This is a genomic window from Mesorhizobium sp. C120A, from assembly GCF_030323105.1.
In the GTDB taxonomy this organism is placed as follows: Bacteria; Pseudomonadota; Alphaproteobacteria; order Rhizobiales; family Rhizobiaceae; genus Mesorhizobium.
In genome coordinates, this window is the sequence record NZ_CP100476.1 from 4,705,599 (window position 1) to 4,727,306 (window position 21,708).

Below are 21,708 nucleotides of genomic sequence, written 5' to 3' on the forward strand. Positions count from 1 at the left end.
ACCATGCGATCCATGCTTTCATGCATTGGCGCCACGGCTCTTTTATTGCTCTGCGCCGGGACGTCACACGCTGCCTCGCTGAGAGTAGCGCCGACAGGCCTCGAACTGATCGCTCCCGACAGCGCGGCGGTTCTCAACCTCGCCAACGATGACGCCAAGCGGCCGATCAATGTGCAGATCCGGGTCTTCGCATGGAGCCAGGCCGGCGGCATCGAAACGCTGACGCCGACCACGGACGTGGTCGCCAGCCCACCATCGACCAAACTCGGACCCAATGCCCAATACGTGGTTCGCGTCGTGCGCGTGTCGAAGGCGCCGGTGCGGGCCGAGGAAAGCTACCGCGTCATCGTCGACGAACTGCCGGACCCCTCACGCAAGAAGGCCGGTACGGTCGCGCTCGCGCTTCGCTATTCGGTCCCGGTGTTTTTCCGCGACGCCGATGCCGCCGCGCCGGCAGTCGCCTGGAGTGTTTCGCGCAAGGGCGGCAGTCTTGTGCTGACAGCCAGCAATACCGGCGAAAGTCGCCTCCGCCTGTCCAACCTATCCCTGACCCAGAACGGCAAGAAGCTTGGCAGCCGAAACGGACTCGTCGGTTATGTCCTGGGCGGCGCGACCATGCAGTGGCCGATCGGCAGCAGCAAATCACTGTCCGCGGGCTCGGTGCTTTTGAAGGCACAGAGCGATCTTGGACCCTTCGATGCCAAAGTTGCCGTCAAGGGCAAATAGGATCGCGCTAGTCGTCGCGCTCGCGATTTTCACACCTTTCTCGGCGGTGAACGCGCAAGAATTGCCGGCCGTGACGAACCCTGAAGACCCTGGCCAGCAAGCCGGCCGCAGCCTTTATCTAGAGGTGTTCATCAACGACGTCTCGACCAAACTGATCGGCAGCTTCACCCAGATGCCGGATGGCGGCCTGGCATCGACGCCGCTAGAGCTGAAGGAGCTCGGGCTGAAGCCGCCGCAGGGCGCTGTAGACACCGACGGCCTGGTCAGGCTCGACCAGCTGGCGGATGTGTCGTTTCAGATCGACGAAGCGGCGCAGCGCCTCTACGTCACCGCCGCCAATGACAGCCGCGAGGCGCGCATGGTCGATCTCGGCTTGCGCTTGCAGGACCGGCCGGCGCCGCAATCGGGCTTGGGCGCGGTTCTCAACTATTCGCTGTTTGCCAGCTCCAACACATTGTTCGACAAGGACGTCGAGCTGTTCCAGGGCGTTTCCGGCGGCTTCGATGCGCGCGTGTTCAGCCCCTATGGAACGCTCAGCCAATCCTTCATCGCCGGCTATTCCGACGGCAGGCTGGGCGGCTTCACGCGGCTCAACACGACATGGAGTTATTCCGACCCCGACCGGCTGATGACCTATCGGGCCGGCGACTTCATCTCCGGTGGATTGTCGTGGACGCGTCCGGTCTATCTCGGCGGCATCCAGGCGCAACGCAACTTCCACCTGCGATCGGACCTGGTGACGCTACCCCTGCCCTCCTTCGGCGGCACCGCGGCGGTGCCGTCGACGCTGGAGGTCTATACGCAGAACGTGCGCACCTATTCCGGCGACATCCAGCCCGGGCCGTTCCAGGTCACCAATCTGCCGGTGTTCACGGGCGCAGGACAGGCGCAGGTGGTTCTGCGCGACAGCCTGGGCCGCGAGACCACGGCCACCTTGCCGTTCTATGCCTCCAGCATGCTGCTGCGCCAGGGACTGCTCGACTTTTCCGTCGAGGCAGGGATGGCGCGGCGCAATTTCGGCATCTCCTCCGACGATTATGACAGCCGCGTCATGGGGGTCGCCAGCGCGCGTTACGGCGTGACCGACCGGCTGACATTGGAAGCCCATGCCGAGGGCGGCGCCGATCTGATCAATGGCGGCATAGGTGCTGCCTTCCCGCTCGGGGCATATGGCGCAGCTTCGCTGGCCGTCGCCGGCAGCCATCATGACGGACGCACCGGGTCGCTGGTCGATGCCAGGGCCGAGTTCGGTTATGACGGCTGGGCGATCAACGCCCGCATGCAGCGGTCATTCGGCGGCTTTGAAGATATCGCTTCGGTGACGGCACAGCCGGTCATACTCGATCCCGATGATTTCACCCGTTTCAGCGCCGGCGTGCCGCGGGCGGTCGACCAGGTGACGCTCAGCGTGCCGATGCCGATCGACTTCTCCAGCCTCAACTTCTCCTATACCCACCTCAAGGATGCCGAAGGCGAGACCAGCCAGATCGTCGGCCTCTCCTACAGTCAGGAGATCTTCAAGCGCAGCACGCTCTATGCCACGGCCTTCGCCGATCTCGACGACGGCGACAGTTATGGCATCTTTGCGGGGATTTCGATCCCGTTCAATGACGACGTCATGGCGTCGACGGGTGTCGAGCATGGGCCTGACGGCCTCAATGTCGTGGCCGACCTCGCCAAATCGGAGCGGGCCGAGGACGGCAGCATCGGCTGGCGGCTGCGCACCTCCGAAGGCGAGGTTCCCAACCGTTCGGCAGCGGTGAGCTACCGCGCGTCGTTTGCGCGTTTCGAGGCCGGCGCCCAGCAATTCGACAAGGACTTTCGCGTGACCGGCCAGATGGACGGCGCCATTGCGGTCGCAGGCGGCGGGGTGTTCGCCACCAACCGCATCGACGATGCCTTTGCCGTCGTCGATGTCGGCACGCCTGATGTCGAGGTCTTGCATCAGAACCGGCCGGTAGGCAGGACCGACAGCAAAGGCCGCATCCTGGTCACCGGCCTCAACTCCTATGAGCTGAACACGGTCTCCATCGACCCGAAGAATCTACCAGTCGACGCGGATGTCCCGGCTACCAAGGAGACCGTCGTCCCAGCCGACCGCAACGGCGTCGTGCTGAAGTTCGGCGTGTCCGAGGCGGCGCAGGCCGCGCTGGTGACGCTGGTCGACTCGAGCGGAACGCCGCTCGAAGCCGGACTGTCGGGACGCGTCGATGGCGGCACCGAAGACTTCGTCGTCGGCTATGACGGGCAGGCCTATATCAAGGGCCTCGGCAAGCAGAATTCAGTGCAGGTCGAGCGCGCTGACGGCGGTTCATGCCGGGCAGAGTTTCCCTTCGAGGCGGCGCGCGGCCGGCAAGTGGTGATCGGGAACGTGGTGTGCCAATGAGAGCTGGAGGAAAAATGCTGCGCGCCGTAATCATCGCCCTGCTGCTGGTGCTGCTCCCGTCGCTCGCCCGGGCGCAGAGCTGCAGTTACACCGTCACCAGTTTGAATTTCGGCCTCATCGACACGCTGTCGGGCACCGCGGCGACATCGACAGCCACCTTCACCGCGACTTGCAGCGGCAGTTTGCCATTGCTGCTGCCCGTCCTGGTCTGTCCGCATATTGCCGCCGGCACCGGCGGTGCAACCTCGGCGGCGGCCCGGCAGATGGCGAGCGGCGTCAACAGCCTCAACTATCAACTCTATTCGGACCCCGCAATGAGCGTTGTCTGGGGCACCTATAACTGGGCCTATGCCTCGCGCCCGCCACCGCTGCTGCTGAGCCCCAATCTCTTCGGCAACTCAATCGACACCCTGACGCTCTATGGCCGGGTTCCCGGCGGCCAGGCGACCGTTCCGCCGGGCACTTATCTGTCGACATTTTCGGGCGGGCAACTCGAGTTCCGCTCCCGGACAACCCTGTTGAGCAGCAGCTGCAACACCGGCGCGGGCAACTTGGGCGCCAGTCCGACCTTCACCATCAACGCCACGGTCGCGGCAAACTGCCTGGTCGCCACCCAGAACATCGATTTCGGCTCCAAGGGCGTGCTCGACGCCAATGCCGATGCCACCGGCCAGGTCTCGGTCACCTGCACGCCGTCGACCGCCTATACGGTTTCCCTGAATGGCGGCACGACAGGCGGCACGCCGACCAATCGCAAGATGTCGAAGGGCGGCGAGCGGGTCACCTACGGCCTCTACAAGGACGCCGCGCGCTCGCAGCCCTGGGGTGACGCCGGAACGCCGGGAAGCACGGTGGCCGGCACCGGAACCGGCTTGGCGCAACCGCTCATCGTCTACGGCCGCGTGCCGCCGCAGACGACGCCCTCGGCCGGCGTCTACACCGACACGGTGGTGGTGACCATCACCTATTGATCGCGGCCCGCCTCGCCGTTGGCCGGCGCCAGCCAGCGCGCGTAAATCTCGCCGACGATGCCGCGGCGAAAGACCAGCACGCAGATCATGAAGATCAGGCCGGTGGCGATGGTCACCGGGAAGCCGGAGGTGGCGAGCGTGTTTTCCAGCCCGACGACGAGGCCGGCGCCGACGACAGGACCGACCATGGTGCCGATGCCGCCGAGCAGCGTCATCAGGATCACCTCGCCTGACATCTGCCAGGTGACGTCGGTCAGCGTCGCGAACTGGAAGACGACCGCCTTGGTGGCGCCGGCAAGCCCGGCAAGGGCTGCCGACATGACGAAGGCGGCGAGCTTGTAGCGGCCGACCGAATAGCCCAGCGAGATGGCACGGTTCTCGTTCTCGCGGATCGAACGCAGGATCATGCCGAAGGGCGAGTTGACGATGCGCCAGACGGCGAAGACGCCGATGAGGAATACGGCAAGCACGACGAAATACATGTTGAGCGTGACGTTGAGATCGACGATGCCGAACAGATGCCCGCGCGGCACGCCCTGTATGCCGTCCTCGCCTTCGGTGAACGGCGCCTGGACGCAGAAGAAATAAAACATCTGCGCCAGCGCCAGCGTGATCATCGAGAAATAGATGCCTTGCCGGCGGATGGCGAGGAAGCCCATGACCAGGCCGAGCACGGCCGCTCCGGCGGTGCCGAGCAGGATGCCGGCCTCGGGCGGCCAGCCCCATGCCTTGACGGCGTAGGCGCAGAAATAGGCGGCGGCGCCGTAGAAGGTGGCGTGGCCGAACGACAACAGCCCGGTGTAGCCGAGCAGCAGGTTGAAGGCGCAGGCAAACAGCGCGAAGCACAGCATCTTCATCAGGAAGATCGGATAGACGAAGAAGGGCGCGGCTATCAGCGCCAGTATGGCCAATGCCAGCAATACCCGCTCCAGCCGCACGGAGGCGGCGGTGCGCTGTTGGTGAAGGGTTGCCTCGCTCATCTCAGGCGTCCCTTCCGAACAGGCCGGCGGGGCGCAGGAGCAGCACGATCGCCATGATGACGAAGACGACGAGGTTCGACGCCTCGGGATAGAACACCTTGGTCAGGCCCTCGGCGAGGCCGAGCATATAGCCGGTGACGATGGCCCCAAGAATCGAACCCATGCCGCCGACCACAACGACGGCAAAGACGACGATGATGATATCGGAGCCCATCAGCGGACTGACCTGGTAGACGGGCGCGGCGAGAATACCGGCAAGGCCGGCGAGCGCCGCGCCGAGCCCATAGGTGAGCGTCAGCAGCAGCGGCACGTTGACGCCGAAGGCCTGCACCAGCTCCGGATTCTCGGTCGCGGCGCGCAGATAGGAGCCGAGCCTGGTCTTTTCGATCAGGAGCCAGGTGCCGATGCAGATAATGAGCGAGGCCACCACCACCCAGCCGCGATAGTTGGGCAGGAACATGAAGCCGAGATTGGTGCCGCCGGCAAGCTGCGCCGGAACGGCATATGGGTTGCCTGACACACCGTAGTAGAAACGGAACACGCCTTCGATGACCAGCGCCAGTCCGAAGGTGAACAGCAGCCCGTAGAGCGGATCCAGGCGGTAGAGCCGCGACAGCGCCACGCGCTCGACCGCCATGCCGAAGACGCCGACGATGAGCGGCACCAGGAGCAGCGCCGGCCAGTAGCCGATGCCGAGATGGACGAGCAGCAGGTAACCGATGAAGGCGCCGAGCATATAGAGTGCGCCATGGGCGAAATTGATGATCCGCAGCAGGCCGAAGATGACGGCCAGGCCGAGGCTCAGCATGGCGTAGAAGGAGCCGTTGATCAGCCCGACCAGCATCTGGCCGAGCAAGGCCTGGACGGGGATGCCGAAGATCATGGTCATGGCGTCACCGATGGTGTTGCAAGGGGGATGCGTCTGTGCGGCACGTACCCCCACCCGGACCTTCGGTCCGACCTCCCCACAAGGGGGAGGTAGGGCGGTGGCCCTCCACCCTCCCCCTTATGGGGAGGGTCGCTGCGCAGCAGCGGGGTGGGGGTACTGCCGTGGGCTGTCGTCATCATACCCCCAACACCTCGTGCAGCTGTTGCGTGTGAGCGGCAAGCTCGCTTACGGCAAAACCCTCCACCACCTTGCCGTGCTCCATCAGGTAGAAGCGGTCGGCGATGCGGGCGGCGAAGCGGAAATTCTGCTCGACGAGCAGGATGGTCATGCCGCGCTTTTTCAAGGTCGCCAGCAGTTCGCCGATGCGCTGGACGATGACCGGCGCCAGGCCCTCGGTCGGCTCGTCGAGCAGCAGCATCTGCACGCCCGTCCGCAGGATGCGGGCGATGGCCAGCATCTGCTGTTCGCCGCCGGAGAGTTTGGTGCCGGGGCTGTTGCGGCGCTCCTTGAGGTTGGGAAAGAGATCGAAGATCTCGTCGACGCTCATGCCGCCCTTGGCCACCACCGGCGGCAGGATCAGGTTCTCGTCGACGGTGAGCGTGGCGAAGATGCCGCGTTCCTCCGGCACGAAGCCGATGCCGCGATGGGCAACACGATGCAGCGGCAGGCGCATCAGGTCGCTGCCATCGAAGGCGACGCTGCCGCTGCGCTTGCGGACCAGCCCCATGATGGCGCGCAGCGTTGTGGTCTTGCCGACGCCGTTGCGGCCGAGCAGCGTCACGGTCTCACCGCGAAAAACGTCGAGGTTGACGCCATGCAGCGCATGGCCCTCGCCATACCAGGCATGGAGATCGCGCACGGCAAGCAGCGGCTCACTCATGCTCGGTCCCCCTGCTCGGTCCCCATGTAGGCGACCCTGACGCGCTCATCGTTGCTCACCGTCGCGTAGTCGCCGGCGGCGAGCACCTGGCCGCGCTGCATGACGGTGATCCAGTCGCAGAGGTCGGCGACGACGGTGAGATTGTGCTCGACCATCAGCACGGCGCGGTCCGTTGCCAGCGAGCGGATGATGCCGGAAATGACGCCGACATCCTCGTGCCCCATGCCGGCCATCGGCTCGTCGAGCAGCAGCACTTTCGGGTCGAGCGCCAGCGTGGTGGCGATCTCGAGCACGCGCTTTCGGCCATAGGAGAGATCGCCGGCCGGACGATGCGCGACATCGTCGAGACCGACGACGGCAAGCAGTTCGCGCGCCCGTGGAGTCAGTTGGTCAAGCGCGGCCAGCGAGCGCCAGAACTGGAAGCCGAGCCCGCTCGGCCGCTGCAAGGCGACGCGGACATTGTTGAGCACGCTCAGATGCGGAAAGATCGCCGATATCTGGAACGAGCGGACGAGACCCATGCGCGCCACCCTGGCCGGCGCGGTGCGGGTGATGTCGTTGCCCAACAGTTCGATCCTGCCGCTGCTCGGCTGCAGGAACTTGGTCAAGAGGTTGAAGATCGTCGTCTTGCCGGCGCCGTTCGGCCCGATCAGTGCATGGATCTGGCCGTGATGGACGTCGAGGTCGACATTGTTGACGGCGACGAAACCGGCAAAGTCGCGCCGCAGGCCGCGGGCGGAGAGCACCACCCGCGGCTTGATTTCGGCACCGTCCGGCTGGACGGCCACGGCTTGCGCCAGCGTCACTTGGTGACGAGCGGGCAGCCGCTGTCTTCAGCCTTGATGAAGGCCTTGTCGCCCGGAATGGTCGCAAGGTAGGTGTAGTAGTCCCAGTCCTTCTTCGACTCCTCGGGCTTCTTGACCTGATAGAGATACATGTCGTGCACCATCGAGCCGTCGGCCTGTACCTTGCCGTTGGCGTTGATGATGTCGTCGACGGGCATTTCATGGAGTTGCTTGGCGACCGCCTCGGTCTCGTCGGTGCCGGCCTTGTCGATGGCCTTGAGATATTGCAGCACCGCCGAATAGGTGCCGGCCTGGATCATGTTGGGCATGCGGTTGGTGCGCTTGAAGAAGCGCCCGGCGAAGTCGCGACTCTTGTCGTCGCGGTCCCAGTAAAACCCTTCGGTGAGCACCACGCCCTGCGCCGCCTGCAGGCCGAGGCCGTGCACCTCGGCAAGCGTGAACAGAAGTGCTGCCAGCCGCTGGCCGCCGGCGACGATGCCGAACTCGGCCGCCTGCTTGATGGTATTGGAGGTGTCGAGGCCGGCATTGGCAAGGCCGATAACCTTGGCGCCGGAGGACTGCGCCTGCAGCAGGAAGGAGGAATAATCCGTCGATCCCAAGGGGTAACGCACCTCGCCCAGCACTTTGCCGCCGCTTGCCTCAACAACCTTTGAGGTCTGCTCCTTCAGCGAATAGCCGAAGGCATAGTCGACGGTGATGAAATACCAGCTGTCGCCGCCCTGCTGCACCAGCGCGCCGCCGGTGCCGACCGCCTGCGAGTGGGTATCGTAAGCCCAGTGGAAACCGTAGGGCGAGCATTGCTTGCCGGTCAGGTCGGCCGATGCCGCTCCGGTGACGATGTCGATCTTCTTCTTTTCCTTGGACAACCCCTGGACGGCGAGCGCCACCGAGGATGTCGTCAGTTCCATGATCGCGTCGACCTGCTCGGTGTCGTACCACTGGCGCGCAATGTTGGAGGCAATGTCGGGCTTGTTCTGGTGATCGGCGTTGACGATCTCGATTGGCGCGCCCTGCACCTTGCCGCCAAAATCCTCGACCGCCATCCTGGCGGCCTCGACCGACCATTTGCCGCCGAAATCGGCATAGACGCCCGACTGGTCGTTGAGGATGCCGATCTTGACCTTGCCGTCGGAAATTTCGCCGGCCGCCGCCGGCATCGCAGTCGCCGCAAGCAGCGCGGCTGAGACGAGATAGGATGCTTTCACAGGTGGTTCCTCCCTTGTGGCCGACGCTGGAAAACGCGGCGGCCTTGCAATGGTTCAACAGCTCCGTCCGGTACTCGCTGAAATCCGGGCCAGCGCCCGCCACTTCTCCTCTTGGCAACCCCTCCGCCCTGGGTGCGCCGGGAACCGTAGCATCACATTTCGCAAGGGGAGAATGCTATTTTCGTAGCATGGCGTGTGGGCGCTACCAGTCCGGCTCAATTGGAAGGTCTTCGGAAAAGCCGCTCGGGCCAGGAAGGGACAGCGTTGCGGCCGCGGCGTCTCGCAATGCCGCCGGAGGCCTTTTGAGATGTTCGCTGTCCAGCGGAAGGGCAAGATAGGCGGTGGCAATGCGTGCAGCCGCTTCCGCCTGTTCACGATCTCTCATTGCCTTGACCGCAGACCGATCAGGCAGCGTGGCCAGCCAAGCCTTGTGCAGAGCGAACATTCGAGGGTCGACCGTCGGCATGCTTACGGGATAGCCACGCTCATCGATCGCCACAGCCTCCACCTTCGGGGCGTTGATGAGCCATTGCAGCCCCTCCATGGGTGCGCTGTCGAGATCGTCGGCATGCTGTGTAATCGAGGTAGTGGCGTTGTCCTTGAGGACATGTCTTGCCTGCGGACGGATCAGGTCGACCAGATAGCCATCACGGTTCGCTGCCCTGAAGGCCCGGGGCTGGAGCGGCTTGAAGGACCTGTCCACTTTACGCAACACGCCTATCAGGCCGGACTGGCTTACCCTCTCGCCGGTCACGAAGCTGATGCGACGTCGCGAATCGAAGAGCAGGTCGATGTCGCCGGTTGCCGTGAGACCGCTGGTGATCTGGACGCCCGCCAGAGCCTCGTAAGCGAACAGCGCATTCGTGCCGACAACCAGCAACTGCTTGCCCAGCAGGTCTGTTTCGGCGCACCGCCGCAATATCCGTGCGGCGATGGCCGGTACCCTGCCCAACCCCATTGCCACATTGACTTTCGCCAGGCCGTTCAGGCGATCGGCCAGACCTGCCAGCAGATCCTTGTTCTGCACCCTGCCCTCGGAAAACGCAGCGAACGCCTTCTCCGTCTGGCTGCTTTTCGGCCCGAGTGAATTCTCGACCTGCCGGACCTTCCGCAGCAGGTATTCAGCACCGCTGCGCTCAACCCAGCGCATGCTGCCTGCAAAGCGCCTTTGGCGCTGGTCATCAGCACGCTGCCAGGCCTCGTAGACCTGTTGCGTATCTATGAGTTGGCGCCGCTGCTCGCCGGTCAACTCTCTCAGCATCGTTTTCCACTCTTAAGCCAAGATCAAGTTAACATAGTGGAAAACTCTTAATTAACAATATGTTGCTATGTTTTTTCCACTATCGCAGCTATCACCCACACGCCGAGTGGAAAATACCCTAAAAACAATAGGTTATGTCCAAGAAAGGGAGGCCAGAACCTCACACGCGGGTTTTTAGCTGCGCGCACCATGGCAGCCGCTTGCCGTCGCCTCACCGCTTCTGCGGATAGATCGTCTCGCCGCGCTTCAGCATCTCGACAAAAGCCTCGATCTTCTTCCTGCGCCCCGCCTCCGTCTTCATGTTGTGCGTTCGAAACGCCAGCGCGAACCGGTTCTGGGCGGAAAGCTTTGCCAGCATCTCCTTCGCCTTCGGCTCGGCATCGATGGCGGCCTGCAGATCGTCAGGGATCTTCATGTCCTTGCCTGAGGCATAGGCGCGGTCCCAGCGGCCGTCGGCCTTGGCCGCCTCGACCTGTTTCAGCCCGTGTTCGGTCATGCGGCCCTCCTCGACCAGGCGGGCGACATTGTCGATGTTGATCTTGCTCCAGATGCTCTTCTTGCCGCGCGGCGTGTAGCGCTGCAGAAAGCTCTTGTCGTCGAGCGGCTTGCGTATGGCGTCGATCCAGCCGAAGCACAGCGCCACGTCGATGGCCTGCTTCGGCGTGATCGAGGCGAGGCCCGAGCCGACCTTGTGGACCTTGATCCAGACCTCGCTCTCGCCGGCATGATTTTCGCGCAGCCAGGCGTAAAAACTGTCGGGATCGGGGAATTCATGAACCTTGTCGGGATCGACCTTGAACGGCGCCATCATCACCTCGTTGTTGCCGGGCCGGCTGTATCGGCTGTCGATGCCAGTTTCCGTCAGCGGCGTCGATACCCCCTAGCCTATTGCGAGCCGGCTTGCGCCGCAGCCGACGCCCGTGGCAGTTTCCTGCTGGTCAGCCGGGCAAGGCAGACTGCAATTCGGGGGAAATGCCATGCGAGCGATGTTACTCGGCCTCATCCTTCTGCTGCCGACCTCGGCACTGGCCGAACCGATCGAAACCCAGAAAATCATCACCGCGCTGACCGGCGACTTCAATGGCGACGGCGCCGCCGATCTGGCGATGATCGTCGAGACCGAGCCCGAAGACGATACCATGGACATGCATTTCTTCCTGAGGGACAAAAAGTACAATTTTCTGAAACCCGCCGGCGTCGTGCATGAGCAGGTCTACGGCGAATGGAACGACTACGACCAGCCGCATTATGAGGGCTCCGGCATCGAACCGGAGTTGACCTTGCTGCCCAACGGCTCGATCAAGATCTATCTGCCGGGGCTGATCGGCCCCGGCGAGCGGACCGACATGACGCTGACCATCGCCTGGCGCAACGAGGCCTTCGTCGTCGCCGGCGTTGCCTATGACCATTACAAATACCAGTCCGTTGTCGTCTACAGCAGCTGCGACTACGACGTGCTGACCGGCAAGGGCAAAAGTATGCAGACGCAGGATGATGATAGCAAGGTGAACAGTATCGTGTCTGTCGAAGGCCAGGTCGTGCCCTTCGCGGAGTGGGACACGGGGACGCCTTTTAGGGTGTGCGGGGATTGAGGGGGCAGCCAATCTCCCCCTTGTGGGGAGATGGCCGGCAGGGGGGCCGCTGTCCCGCCAACGCACCGGCTAGTGTCAGCCACGTTTATCCCGCGATTCTTGTCAGAAAATAGATCGAGAGGTCGCGATCCTTCGCGCCCCCCTCTGCCCTGCCGGGCATCTCCCCCACTTGGGGGAGATTGGCTTCACTGCAGATGCGGTTTCTTCAAAAAGCTGTTTCGGTCGGCGGATTTCACTCGCAGCCAAGTCTCACGACCGTCACGCACGACCCTGAGAGGAATCTCCGAACCCGCCGGATTCTGCCATAGCTTGCGGTAGAAATCGGCGAGACCGTCGACCTCGCCATCGCGCACGTCGGAGATGATGTCGCCCTGGCGCAGGCCGGCCTTGGCGGCGGGGCCGCCTTCGGCGACGCTCATCACCACGACCGCACCGTTCGACTCGGCCGAGAAGGCGCCGAGCCATGGGCGCGGCGGCTTCGCCACCTGGCCGCGCGTCAGGAGATCGTCGAGGATCGGGGTCAGAAGGTTGATCGGCACGACCATGTTGATGTCGGCGACCTCGCCGTTGCGGCTCATCTGCAAAAGCAGCGAACCGATGCCGAGCAGGCTGCCATCCTGGCCGATGAGCGCCGCGCCGCCCCAGGACGGATGCGCCGGGGCAATGAAGATCGCCTCGTCGAGCAGATATTCCCAATAGCCGGCGAATTCCTGCTTGGTGACGATGTGTGCCTTGACCGAGCGGCCGGTGCCGTCGGCAAACACCACGGGGTCGCCGATCTTCGCCTTCGAGGCGTCACCCAGCGCCACCGCCGGCAGGCCGAGCGGCGCCAGCGCCTGCACCAGGCCGAAGCCTGTCTCCTGGTCATAGGCCAGCGCATGCGCCGGCACGACGCGGCCGTCCTGGTCGGTCAGCCAGACCTCCTCGGCCTCGGTGATGAGATAGCCGATGGTGAGCACCAGCCCGTCGCCGCGGATGACGACGCCGCTGCCTTCCCGGCGCGTGCCCAGGGCATTGGCCGTGAAGGCATCGTCGGGAACCATGGCGCGCACGCCAACGACGGAGCGCAAGAGCGGGGAAACGGGATCGATCGGCATGCGGTCATCCTGGCAGATATGCGTGGGCAGTATCCTCTATAGGTATGCCGCGCTGCACAGGGCGCAAGGGCTTAGGCAACAAGGCAATCATTTCAGAGGCTGGCGCTGCCCCTCATCCGCCTGCCGGCACCTTCTCCCCGTATAGTGACGGGGAGAAGGGAGATGGCCGCAACATCGGCGCTCTTGGCAACGCTGGCAATTGGGGAAATCAGTAGGCGACAGCGTCCTTCTCCCCGTCACTATACGGGGAGAAGTGCCCGGCAGGGCGATGAGGGGCGGCGCCGACATCGATAATAGTTCAACACAAGTTGAACCTTTCTGAATTGCACCTATGTGTTCCCGTATCTAGGTTCCGCCGACTTTTCCGCCATCAGTCTCGCGCCGTCGCGCAAGTCGTTTCGCCCGCCAAACCAAGGAATTTCCCGCATGACCGAATACACCCCGCCGAAAGTCTGGAGCTGGAAGAAAGCCAATGGCGGTACGTTCGCCAGCATCAACCGGCCTATTGCCGGTCCGACGCATGACAAGGTGCTGCCGGTCGGCAAGCATCCGCTGCAGCTCTATTCGCTGGCGACGCCGAATGGGGTCAAAGTGACTGTCATGCTGGAGGAGCTTCTGGCGCTCGGCCACAAGGGCGCCGAATACGACGCCTGGCTGATCCGCATCAACGATGGCGACCAGTTCGGCTCGGGCTTTGTCGAGGTCAACCCCAACTCCAAGATCCCGGCGCTGCTCGACCGCAGCGGCAAGACGCCTGTCCGCGTCTTCGAGTCCGGCTCGATCCTGCTTTATCTCGCGGAAAAGTTCGGCGAGTTCCTGCCGACCGAACAGCCGGCGCGCGCGGAAACCTTGTCCTGGCTGTTCTGGCAGATGGGTTCGGCGCCCTATCTCGGCGGCGGCTTCGGCCATTTCTACGCCTATGCGCCCGAAAAAATCGAATACGCCATCGACCGCTTCGCCATGGAGACCAAGCGCCAGTTCGACGTGCTCGACCGGCGGCTGGCGGAGACCGAATACCTCGGCGGCGCCTTCTATTCGATCGCCGACATGGCGGTATGGCCCTGGTATGGCGGCCTGGCGCTCGGCCGCATGTACAATGATTCCGCCGAGTTCCTGTCGGTGCAGGACTACGAGCACGTACAACGCTGGGCCAGGGCGATCGACGCCCGCCCGACCGTGCAACGCGGCCGCATGGTCAACCGCGCCTTCGGCGACCCCGCCATGCAACTGCACGAGCGCCACGACGCCAGCGATTTCGAGACGAAGACGCAGGATAAATTGGTGGTGGCGGAGTGAGCTAATCTCCCCCCTTGAGGGGGAGATGGCCGGCAGGCCAGAGGGGGTCGGCTCGACTGGGCGCGACCTCCTGCGACTGATGAAGGTTAGCGCTCCACGCGCGGCGACCCCCTCTGTCGCCTTCGGCGACATCTCCCCCTCGAGGGGGGAGATTAGCCCATCAATTTCGCCAGCCTCGGCACGCCTTCACCCACGGCGCGTTCATCTGCGAGCGTAAAGCTCATCCGCATCGTGTTGCGGCCCGAACCGTCGGCGTAGAATGCGTTGCCCGGCACGAAGGCGACGCGGGCTTCCTTGACCGAGCGGGCGAGCAGTGCCGTGGCGTCCGCACCTTCGGGCAGCGTCAGCCAAACGAACATGCCGCCTTCCGGTCGGCTCCAGCTGACGCCATCCGGCATTTCCGCTTCGAGTGCCGCAAGCAAGCCGTCGCGGCGCTGGCGATAGGCGCCGATCAGCTTTTCCACCTGGCCGTCATACACGGCCTCGGAGACGCGGTGCATGACCAGCTGGTTGATCGACGGGCTGTGCAGGTCCGACGCCTGCTTCATCAGCACCAGCCGCTCGACGACGCGGCGCGGCGCGCAGACCCAGCCGACGCGCATGCCCGGTGACAGGATTTTCGAGAACGAGCCGCAATAGAGCGTGCGGGCGTTTTCGATGCCGCCGGAGCGTTCGCAGTCGAGCGCCAGGATCGGCGGCTGGCCCTCGCCGTCATAGCGCAGCGCGCGATAGGCGGCGTCCTCGATGATAGCAATGTCGAGCTCGTCGGCGAGGTCAAGCACCGCCTCGCGCTGCTGGCGATTCAGCGTCTCGCCGGTCGGGTTGTCGAAATCGGGCACGAGATAGGCGAATTTCACCTTGCCGCCTGCAGCGGCAGCAGCGGCCTGGTAGGCGGCAGGCGTCATGTTGCCGCCGTCCGGCGTCAGCCGGTCGTAGCGCGGTTCGTAGGCGTTGAAGGCCTGCAGCGCGCCGAGATAGGTCGGCCATGTTACCAGTGCTGTGTCGCCGGGCGACAGGAAAAGCTTGCCGAGATAATCCAGCGCCTGCTGCGAGCCGGAGGTGATGAAGATGTTGTGCTCGTCGCAGGCAATGCCGAGCTTGCCCATCTGGCCGGCCAGCCATTTTCTGAGCGGCAGATAGCCTTCGGAGACCTGATACTGAAGTGCTGCGCTCGCCTCCGCACCGCCCAGCACCGAGGCATAGGCATCGGCGATCGCCTGGGCCGGAAACAAGGCCGGATCGGGGATGCCGCCGGCAAAGGAGATGATGTCGGGCTGGTCGAGCAGTTTGAGCAGCTCGCGGATTTCCGACGCCTTCATGCGCGAGGCGCGCGACGCCAACAGGTCCATCAAACTCACGAGCCCACCTCCCGGGATACGGCATCTGGTCCAGCATGACCGTTCTGGCCATGCGATTTAGGTCAATCTGACTGACCTATTATCAGGCTCCCTCACCCGCTGGAATAGCCAAACCCTCATTCCGCGTGGCCCAGACGAAAAAGCAAACACATTTCTGCCCTGGACAGGGAAAATTGTTGCGCGCCGAGGGGCGCGGATGCAACCTCATTCCGAGCGGACCGGCATAAAAAGAAAAGCGGTCTCAACAAGGGGGGTAAAATGACGCTTGAGCTCATCGGGGCCGGATTCGGCCGCACCGGCACATGGTCGACCTTTGCCGCGCTGAACAGGCTGGGCCTTCCCAGCTATCACATGCAGGAAGTCATCCTCAACAAGGCCAACAAGGGCCATCTCGACTTCTGGCGCAAGGTGGCCAACAGCCCGCCCGGCAGCCAGCACGACTGGACCAGAGTCTTTGCCAATTACAAGGCGACGGTCGACAATCCGGGATGCTGCGTGTGGCGCGAATTGATGGCCGCCTATCCCGACGCCAAGGTGCTGCTCACCCTGCATCCGCGCGGCGCCGAGGCCTGGTACGACAGCACCATCGACACCATCCACTTCACCGAGACATTGTGGCAGTTCAAGGTGCTGGAATGGCTGACGCCGTTCGGCCGCAAATTCGGCGACATGTCGCACAGGCTGATCTGGGGCCGCACGCTTGCCGGCGTGATGGACGACCGCGCCAAGGCGGTGGCGCGCTACAACGCCTATACCGAGGAGGTGATAGCGGCCGTGCCGCCGGAGAAGCTTCTGGTGTTCAAGGTCAGCGATGGCTGGGCGCCGCTCTGCGGCTTCCTCGGCGTGGCGCTGCCCAACGAGCCTTTCCCCAACCTCAACGACCGCGAAAGCGTGAAGAAGATCATCCGCGACATCATCAAGGGCAGCTACATCATGCTGGGGCTGTCGGTGGCGGCGGTGCTTGCGGCGGTCGCGGCGCTGTGGTGGTGGCTGGGGTAGCCGCCGGACCGTCAGAATATTGCTACTTGCGCGTGATCCAGCCGAGCAGATCCGGCTCGACGTCTTCGTGGTCGGTCAGGTCGCGAACCAGGGAGGCGGCGAGCGCGCGCCACCGCTTTTCCGGGACATTGTCTTCCATCACCGATTTGATGAAGGCGGCGCGCAGGATGGCGCAATCGAAGGCGGATACATCGAAAAGCAGTTCTGCCATTTCGGTTTTCCCCGTTCACATCGGGCGCGCGAGCCTGTCGAAGTCTCAGGCGCCAGCGCCCCATACAATGGTCGACGACAGCGGATTCATACTCTTGCCGAACCAAGGTTCAACACAATTCGATTGTACGGTTTTTACCAAGCGATTGCGGTTCGTTGCCCGCTTTTGCGCCGATGCTAGATTTGCCGGGCGGCCTCTCCCCAGATGGCCGCAAATGGCCGGCGCGGCTCTGGCAACATGCTTTCACCGGCATTCGCGTCGGCCATTTCCAGCCCGTGCCAGGCTCAGCCCAGCAGCCGTTCGTATTCGGCCTCGGCCTGGCCGTAGAAACCATCGGCGACGGCGATCAGGCCATCCCGGTCGCGAATGACGATCTCGCCGCGCCGCGACCGGATCAGGCCGCGCCCTTCCAGGATCTGCAGGCCGATGGTGACGCCCGGACGCCTGACGCCGAGCATGACGGACAGGAACTCATGCGTGATCTGGATCTGATGGCCGACCACCCTGTCGTCACACATCAGGAGCCATCGGGCCAGCCGATCCTCGAGCTTGGCGCGGGCATTGCTCAGCGCCGTGGATTTGGTCTGGCCGTGCAGATAATGGGCATAGCGCAGCAGGAAGGCGCGAAGCGTCGGGCTTTTCTGCAACGCTGCCTTGAACGGCTCGGAATCGATGCACACCGCCTCGCCCGGCATCTGCATGTAGCAGTCATGGGGCGCCCAGTCGGCGCCCATCACCAAGGCGGAGCCCGACATGCCTTCGTGGCCGATGATGCCGACCTCGGTGTCCAGGCCCGGCCGGTTCCTCGCCACCACCGAGGCCAGGCCGCTTTCCAGGAAGCAGACCGAGGCGACCGGCTCGCCCGCCATTTCGAGCGGGGCTTTGAGATCGAGCACACGATGGTGCAAATGCGGCGCAAGCAGTGCGAAGTCGGCCGGGTTCATGCGGCGCAAAAGGCCGCTTTTCTCCTTGCTGACCGACTGGTCCATCGCTCTCTCCCGTCAAGGGCAAGAGCACATGTCATCTCCCAGCCGTCGGCGCCCTGCCCAAATGCAAACGGTCATTGGACGATAGCTGACTCGGATTCAGCCATTGTACTTCGTACAAAACCGACAAATCAGGGGCGACGCCCCATCAATCAATCCAGCAGCTTTTTCCTGGATCAGCGCTTCGGGCGGTCAGCCGCAACCATGCGCGCTTCGCGCACGATGGACGAGCGATCGTTGCCGATCAGCGATGCGATCTCTTGTATCTGCTGCTCGGAGGCCCCGGTTTCCCGCGCCAAGGCCGCGAGCGTCTCGGCGCTCAGACCGGACTGTCTCGGTTGCTCCGCCATGGCTCCAATGCCTCCTCTCGGGGCAGGAGTGCGATGGTCGCTCCCAAGCGTCAGCGCCCATTGATGTGGCTGACGATGCTATACTGTACGCTTCCGAACAATCGATGGCGAGCGATATATTAGCGACGCTGGATGCGGCCCTAGAACGGCAGCCTTATCTCATCGATCGACCTCGACTCCGTCCAGCCAATGTCCTTCTGGATCTCCGTCGGCAGCGCATTCAGTGCGCGCACGGTCTTCCTGTGCTTGCTGGCGCGCGCCAGGGCAGCACGAATTCTGCTGAGACTTTCAAACATCGGTTACCTCCATGCAGCAGCAAAGCGCTGCCTCAGGCCCGCTCTTGCACGGCCTCTGTAACCGATCGATTGCGCGGCAACGGTGAAGCGCTTCACAAACCGATGTCGCCCAGAAACATTTGTATACAAATTAGTTGCGCTCCCGCGGTTGCGTGATCCGACCTATGGCAGGGCGATCGCATATGGCGCTCCCTCGGGTTCGGCGACCCACCTTCCCTTCGTCGGCGCAAGGCGATCACATATGAGTTCTTACGAAGAGGACCCCCACCCTAACCCTCCCAAAAAGGGGGAGGGAACGCTGCCGCAAGCCACCCTTTCTGGCGTCGAACTTAGGCGATTTGCGGCGATCAGCGCCTACCAAGTCTCCCTCCCCCTTGTGGGGAGGGATTAAGGGTGGGGGTATTCGTAGAGCGGAAACCTGTCATATGCGATTGCCCGCTCCGCGGAGGGAGAGGAAATGCCAATCACCGAGGTGGCGGCCTTGATGGGCTGGGTTTCCTCTCCCCATGGACATGGGGGAAGTGGCCGCGGCGGACGGAGTGGGGCTGGCGCCGCCTTATGCGATTGCGCTGCCCTCCTCCGCACCATTGCCCGCATCCTCGTCCGCCAGCCTCGGCTATGGACGAATCCCATCATGCGCAATAAGGATGGGGTCTGCCGTGGCGCTTTCGCGCCGGGGCAGGCGACGTTCGTACAATGACGCTGCGCCGGGCGCCTTTGACGCCGCCCCGCAAAAGTGTCGATACCGGGGGATCTGGTCATGACCGACAACAAGCCGACCGTAGACGTTACCAAGGACTGGCAGGCAACGCAGGGCCAGAAGTCCGGGGCCACGCGGCTGCGCCTGTTCGCCGTGCTGTCGTGGGTCATCGCCATTGGCGGCGAGATCGCCGGGATCGTACTGCTCTACAAGCACAAGTTCGATCAGGGCAACCTGCCGCTGCTGATCGGCATTCTGGTCGGGATCGCGATTTTCGCCATCGCCGGCAGCCTGCTCTGGAAGGCGGCCAACCGGAAGGACCCGGCCCGCGAATCCGACACGTTCCGGTTCTTCGTCCAGAACCAGCTCGGCGCGATCATCACGCTGATTGCCTTCCTGCCGCTGGTTCTCTTGATCCTCAACGACAAGAACATGGACCCGAAGAGCAAGAAGGTGGCCGGCGGCATCGGCGCCGTGCTCGCCGTGCTGGCGACGCTGATCGGGGTCAGCTACCAGCCGCCATCGGTCGAGCAGTACACGCAGGACATGAACACGTGCGCGGAACAGATCAAGGCGGGGCAGCCGACCACGGCATGCTCGCCCGAGGTCGCCGCCCAGGCGCAGGCGATCGCCACCGACTCCACCACGGTGGCCGCGGCGACGAAGGACGCGGCACACCCCAATGGCCAGGATATCGTCTACTGGATCGCGCCGGAAAACGGCGCCGCCAAGTCCGACACCGAGCACGTCTTCCACCTCTGCGCAGCCGTCAGCCCGCTGAAGGACAAGACCGTCAACAGCGGCTCGGTGACGGAGGCCTACGCACAGAACGCCATCCGCATCACCAAGCAGATCGAGATGGAACAGAAGCAGTGCGGGTTCACGGCGACGCCGTGAATCCGTTCTCTCGCACCAGACAATCAGCAATCGCGCTGATAGCGTTTCGCCTCTTTATGCTGAGTAACATCAGCTACTCTCTCTCAGCATTTTTCGGCGCCTGGTGCGGATGACTGGCTGGTGTCTGGATTTCGACGTCGCAAACCACGCAACAGAAAAAACCGTTCGTGGTGGCGAGTTGGCTGGTTTGGGCATCTATCGATCCGTCGGCTTTCCTCGTCAGTGACCGACTGTGATCGTCCGACCGAAACCGCATGTATCGACTAATGTTGGCTAGGCCGACAAACAATGGCCGAAACCCAAAACCATGCCCCTGTTCGGTGTAGTAACGGGACACTCCTTCGTCCAAGGCCAATTCGAGCGCGGTCCCGGCATCAACCAGATGGGCATATGCCGGGTTGCTGCGGAGGCTGTTCAGAACCCCTATTCCACCATCCGCCACAACAAATTCGAAGCGGCCGGGAGAGGCGCTATAGACAACGTAGCCGGAATCTATACGCCCGCTATGGTCGATGACGTTCGCATAAAACTCGCCAATGGCCGCCATTTGCTTACCGCCATAGTCCTCAGAAAAACCGGCCGATATCGCTGCCCGTTTGGCGCGTAGCACGAAGCCGGTCCATGCGAGTTCATCTCGCCGAAGTGTCTCGACCGAAATAAATCCCTGGTGTCCAGATCTTGGCTCAAACCAAGCATCCGCTTCGCGCATGTTGCTCATAAGTTCGCGGTAGTTGTCGGCACTTAGCCAAAGGGATCCGCCATCTCGGCTCAAGATGTTTGGCTGCGTGTGCCGCAACTCTAGAAGCGGACCCATGCCATCGGCATTGACCGTCGGCAGGTCAGCCTCCGTAATTGTGCCGCTCTGCAATCCAAGACAAATGTCATCTACAAGATCGAAGGTCAGCGTCTCGATTTTCCACCTCACGCAGCTTCTGCAGGGGTCGCATCGCAGCCGTAGTAGGTGGCTCGCAAAAAGGCGATCTGCTCTTCAACATTGTGGTTCAACAGCTTGTCGACCGTCTCGCCGACACCGGTCGGCGTCGGGGGCCAACGGAGCGCATTGTTATCCAAACGTTCGGCGCGCCGGCGCTTCAAAGTTTTCATGAAAGCATTGGTATCAATGTAGATGACGCGACGATAGAATTGCCGAAGGAACGGAATGACCTGAGGATCGCCGCGAACCACAATGTCCAGCGCCCTGCGAGAGGACTTGGCCAGATCAGCCAGCCTATCCAAGTGAAACTGCGTTCTAAGCTTCTGACCAGAGCCGGTGATGAATTCGTAAGATAGCGTCTCTATCTCGGAGTGCTCTGCAATGAATTTCGACCAGCGCTCAAAGTCCCGATAGGTCCGACCGTTAGGATGAAGTGCGCAGGATAGTCCTTCACGCTGAAACTCCTCGAACGTGATGGCGATGCGCTTCATGGCGTGAAGATCATCTGTTCGCGGGTTATCAAGGAGAAGACTGAAGTTTGGCGCAGTCACGAGTGCAATTCCAAGTGCCATCATCGCCCTGATAATAGGGATGCGCTGCTCGCCAAGGGTCCACCAGGGCTCGATTCGGTGATCGTGATTGACGCCAGTTAGAATCAGCTCAGCCACTGGGTCTAAGCTATATGCCTGACACAAAGCCTCGCGCGTTTCGAAGTGAAGCTTACCGCGCTTGAAGTCGATGAGATCGGGCAAGCGCAGGGCGAACGCTTTCCCAGCGAGAGCTGTCGTCCGACTGCTTCCATGGTAGATGAGCGGCACGATATCCGCGCTCAGTGGGGCAGGACGAACGGCTGTGCATGGAATGTCCTCAAATCCGAAACCGCCAACC

Annotated in this window: 22 protein-coding genes; 7 read left to right on the forward strand and 15 right to left on the reverse strand. The window is 63.0% G+C overall.

Annotated elements, in window-relative coordinates:
* The first annotated feature begins 3 nt into the window (after window positions 1–3).
* Genes NL532_RS22955 through NL532_RS22965 form a run of 3 tightly spaced genes read left to right on the forward strand, consistent with a single transcriptional unit; the run spans window position 4 to window position 4,083 of the window.
* Window positions 4–726 (forward strand): fimbrial biogenesis chaperone, encoded by a 723-nt coding sequence (locus tag NL532_RS22955; protein WP_023828877.1) that lies wholly within the window; start codon window positions 4–6, stop codon window positions 724–726.
* A complete protein-coding gene (locus NL532_RS22960; RefSeq protein ID WP_023828876.1) occupies window positions 698–3,112 on the forward strand; it encodes a fimbria/pilus outer membrane usher protein in 2,415 nt (804 codons plus the stop codon). Before NL532_RS22955 ends, NL532_RS22960 begins: the two co-directional genes overlap by 29 nt.
* A 14-nt stretch (window positions 3,113–3,126) precedes the next feature.
* A complete protein-coding gene (locus tag NL532_RS22965; RefSeq protein ID WP_023693755.1) occupies window positions 3,127–4,083 on the forward strand; it encodes a Csu type fimbrial protein in 957 nt (318 codons plus the stop codon).
* On the opposite strand, the gene NL532_RS22970 is transcribed toward NL532_RS22965, so the two are convergent.
* The 7 genes from NL532_RS22970 to NL532_RS23000 all read right to left on the reverse strand — a co-directional run bounded on the left by NL532_RS22970 (window position 4,077) and on the right by NL532_RS23000 (window position 10,912).
* The gene (locus NL532_RS22970; protein WP_023693756.1) at window positions 4,077–5,063 is read right to left on the reverse strand and encodes a branched-chain amino acid ABC transporter permease; all 987 of its coding nucleotides are present in this window, start codon (window positions 5,061–5,063) and stop codon (window positions 4,077–4,079) included. The genes NL532_RS22965 and NL532_RS22970 overlap by 7 nt on opposite strands.
* Before the next feature lies 1 nt (window position 5,064).
* Window positions 5,065–5,952 carry a branched-chain amino acid ABC transporter permease gene (locus NL532_RS22975; protein ID WP_023693757.1) on the reverse strand — a complete coding sequence of 296 codons (888 nt, stop codon included), beginning with the start codon at window positions 5,950–5,952 and terminating at the stop codon, window positions 5,065–5,067.
* Between the two features lie 175 nt (window positions 5,953–6,127).
* Window positions 6,128–6,832: an ABC transporter ATP-binding protein gene (locus NL532_RS22980; protein WP_023671422.1), complete on the reverse strand. Its 705-nt coding sequence runs from the start codon at window positions 6,830–6,832 to the stop codon at window positions 6,128–6,130.
* Window positions 6,829–7,620, reverse strand: coding sequence for an ABC transporter ATP-binding protein (locus tag NL532_RS22985; protein ID WP_286487481.1), 792 nt, complete (start codon window positions 7,618–7,620; stop codon window positions 6,829–6,831). Before NL532_RS22985 ends, NL532_RS22980 begins: the two co-directional genes overlap by 4 nt.
* Before the next feature lie 14 nt (window positions 7,621–7,634).
* Entirely contained in the window at window positions 7,635–8,843 is a 1,209-nt protein-coding gene (locus tag NL532_RS22990) for an ABC transporter substrate-binding protein (RefSeq protein WP_023689847.1), read from the reverse strand.
* A gap of 202 nt (window positions 8,844–9,045) precedes the next feature.
* Window positions 9,046–10,104 (reverse strand): GSU2403 family nucleotidyltransferase fold protein, encoded by a 1,059-nt coding sequence (locus NL532_RS22995; RefSeq protein ID WP_023689846.1) that lies wholly within the window; start codon window positions 10,102–10,104, stop codon window positions 9,046–9,048.
* 211 nt (window positions 10,105–10,315) lie between these two features.
* Window positions 10,316–10,912 (reverse strand): YdeI/OmpD-associated family protein, encoded by a 597-nt coding sequence (locus NL532_RS23000; RefSeq protein ID WP_023693762.1) that lies wholly within the window; start codon window positions 10,910–10,912, stop codon window positions 10,316–10,318.
* 169 nt (window positions 10,913–11,081) lie between these two features.
* Here NL532_RS23000 and NL532_RS23005 point away from each other — a divergent pair, with 169 nt between their 5' ends.
* Window positions 11,082–11,696 (forward strand): hypothetical protein, encoded by a 615-nt coding sequence (locus NL532_RS23005; protein WP_023693763.1) that lies wholly within the window; start codon window positions 11,082–11,084, stop codon window positions 11,694–11,696.
* Window positions 11,697–11,881: 185 nt separating this feature from the next.
* Here the strand turns inward: NL532_RS23005 and NL532_RS23010 are convergent, their stop codons facing one another.
* Window positions 11,882–12,793: a S1C family serine protease gene (locus tag NL532_RS23010; protein ID WP_023671416.1), complete on the reverse strand. Its 912-nt coding sequence runs from the start codon at window positions 12,791–12,793 to the stop codon at window positions 11,882–11,884.
* A 426-nt stretch (window positions 12,794–13,219) separates the two neighbouring features.
* On the opposite strand from NL532_RS23010, the gene yghU reads away from it, so the two are divergent.
* Entirely contained in the window at window positions 13,220–14,089 is an 870-nt protein-coding gene (gene yghU, locus NL532_RS23015) for a glutathione-dependent disulfide-bond oxidoreductase (RefSeq protein WP_023689843.1), read from the forward strand.
* A 152-nt stretch (window positions 14,090–14,241) separates the two neighbouring features.
* On the opposite strand, the gene NL532_RS23020 is transcribed toward yghU, so the two are convergent.
* Entirely contained in the window at window positions 14,242–15,438 is a 1,197-nt protein-coding gene (locus tag NL532_RS23020; RefSeq protein ID WP_023697772.1) for an aminotransferase-like domain-containing protein, read from the reverse strand.
* 267 nt (window positions 15,439–15,705) lie between these two features.
* Between NL532_RS23020 and NL532_RS23025 the strand changes: the two genes are divergently transcribed.
* Window positions 15,706–16,446 carry a sulfotransferase family protein gene (locus NL532_RS23025; RefSeq protein WP_023697773.1) on the forward strand — a complete coding sequence of 247 codons (741 nt, stop codon included), beginning with the start codon at window positions 15,706–15,708 and terminating at the stop codon, window positions 16,444–16,446.
* 22 nt (window positions 16,447–16,468) lie between these two features.
* On the opposite strand, the gene NL532_RS23030 is transcribed toward NL532_RS23025, so the two are convergent.
* The 4 genes from NL532_RS23030 to NL532_RS23045 form a co-directional block, all read right to left on the reverse strand.
* Window positions 16,469–16,657 (reverse strand): hypothetical protein, encoded by a 189-nt coding sequence (locus NL532_RS23030; protein ID WP_023671412.1) that lies wholly within the window; start codon window positions 16,655–16,657, stop codon window positions 16,469–16,471.
* Window positions 16,658–16,941: 284 nt separating this feature from the next.
* A complete protein-coding gene (locus NL532_RS23035; protein ID WP_023685922.1) occupies window positions 16,942–17,646 on the reverse strand; it encodes a Crp/Fnr family transcriptional regulator in 705 nt (234 codons plus the stop codon).
* Window positions 17,647–17,819: 173 nt separating this feature from the next.
* Window positions 17,820–17,993 (reverse strand): hypothetical protein, encoded by a 174-nt coding sequence (locus NL532_RS23040; protein WP_023671410.1) that lies wholly within the window; start codon window positions 17,991–17,993, stop codon window positions 17,820–17,822.
* A 140-nt stretch (window positions 17,994–18,133) separates the two neighbouring features.
* Complete coding sequence (locus tag NL532_RS23045; protein WP_023671409.1) at window positions 18,134–18,289, reverse strand: DUF1127 domain-containing protein; 156 nt, start codon at window positions 18,287–18,289, stop codon at window positions 18,134–18,136.
* A 760-nt stretch (window positions 18,290–19,049) separates the two neighbouring features.
* Here NL532_RS23045 and NL532_RS23050 point away from each other — a divergent pair.
* Window positions 19,050–19,886, forward strand: a complete 837-nt coding sequence (locus tag NL532_RS23050; RefSeq protein ID WP_023828874.1) for an SLC5/6 family protein — start codon at window positions 19,050–19,052, stop codon at window positions 19,884–19,886.
* Between the two features lie 73 nt (window positions 19,887–19,959).
* On the opposite strand, the gene NL532_RS23055 is transcribed toward NL532_RS23050, so the two are convergent.
* A complete protein-coding gene (locus tag NL532_RS23055) occupies window positions 19,960–20,811 on the reverse strand; it encodes an ATP-binding protein (protein ID WP_023828873.1) in 852 nt (283 codons plus the stop codon).
* A complete protein-coding gene (locus NL532_RS23060; protein WP_196813844.1) occupies window positions 20,808–21,638 on the reverse strand; it encodes a DUF4417 domain-containing protein in 831 nt (276 codons plus the stop codon). The genes NL532_RS23055 and NL532_RS23060 overlap by 4 nt, the downstream gene beginning before the upstream one ends.
* Between the last annotated feature and the right edge of the window lie 70 nt (window positions 21,639–21,708).

Coding starts and splice junctions, on each gene's coding strand:
- NL532_RS22955 (WP_023828877.1), top strand. CDS start 4: ATGCGATCCATGCTTTCATGCATTGGCGCCACGGCTCTTTTATTGCTC.
- NL532_RS22960 (WP_023828876.1), top strand. CDS start 698: ATGCCAAAGTTGCCGTCAAGGGCAAATAGGATCGCGCTAGTCGTCGCG.
- NL532_RS22965 (WP_023693755.1), top strand. CDS start 3,127: ATGCTGCGCGCCGTAATCATCGCCCTGCTGCTGGTGCTGCTCCCGTCG.
- NL532_RS22970 (WP_023693756.1), bottom strand. CDS start 5,063: ATGAGCGAGGCAACCCTTCACCAACAGCGCACCGCCGCCTCCGTGCGG.
- NL532_RS22975 (WP_023693757.1), bottom strand. CDS start 5,952: ATGACCATGATCTTCGGCATCCCCGTCCAGGCCTTGCTCGGCCAGATG.
- NL532_RS22980 (WP_023671422.1), bottom strand. CDS start 6,832: ATGAGTGAGCCGCTGCTTGCCGTGCGCGATCTCCATGCCTGGTATGGC.
- NL532_RS22995 (WP_023689846.1), bottom strand. CDS start 10,104: ATGCTGAGAGAGTTGACCGGCGAGCAGCGGCGCCAACTCATAGATACG.
- NL532_RS23000 (WP_023693762.1), bottom strand. CDS start 10,912: ATGGCGCCGTTCAAGGTCGATCCCGACAAGGTTCATGAATTCCCCGAT.
- NL532_RS23005 (WP_023693763.1), top strand. CDS start 11,082: ATGCGAGCGATGTTACTCGGCCTCATCCTTCTGCTGCCGACCTCGGCA.
- NL532_RS23010 (WP_023671416.1), bottom strand. CDS start 12,793: ATGCCGATCGATCCCGTTTCCCCGCTCTTGCGCTCCGTCGTTGGCGTG.
- yghU (WP_023689843.1), top strand. CDS start 13,220: ATGACCGAATACACCCCGCCGAAAGTCTGGAGCTGGAAGAAAGCCAAT.
- NL532_RS23020 (WP_023697772.1), bottom strand. CDS start 15,438: ATGGACCTGTTGGCGTCGCGCGCCTCGCGCATGAAGGCGTCGGAAATC.
- NL532_RS23025 (WP_023697773.1), top strand. CDS start 15,706: ATGACGCTTGAGCTCATCGGGGCCGGATTCGGCCGCACCGGCACATGG.
- NL532_RS23030 (WP_023671412.1), bottom strand. CDS start 16,657: ATGGCAGAACTGCTTTTCGATGTATCCGCCTTCGATTGCGCCATCCTG.
- NL532_RS23035 (WP_023685922.1), bottom strand. CDS start 17,646: ATGGACCAGTCGGTCAGCAAGGAGAAAAGCGGCCTTTTGCGCCGCATG.
- NL532_RS23040 (WP_023671410.1), bottom strand. CDS start 17,993: ATGGCGGAGCAACCGAGACAGTCCGGTCTGAGCGCCGAGACGCTCGCG.
- NL532_RS23045 (WP_023671409.1), bottom strand. CDS start 18,289: ATGTTTGAAAGTCTCAGCAGAATTCGTGCTGCCCTGGCGCGCGCCAGC.
- NL532_RS23050 (WP_023828874.1), top strand. CDS start 19,050: ATGACCGACAACAAGCCGACCGTAGACGTTACCAAGGACTGGCAGGCA.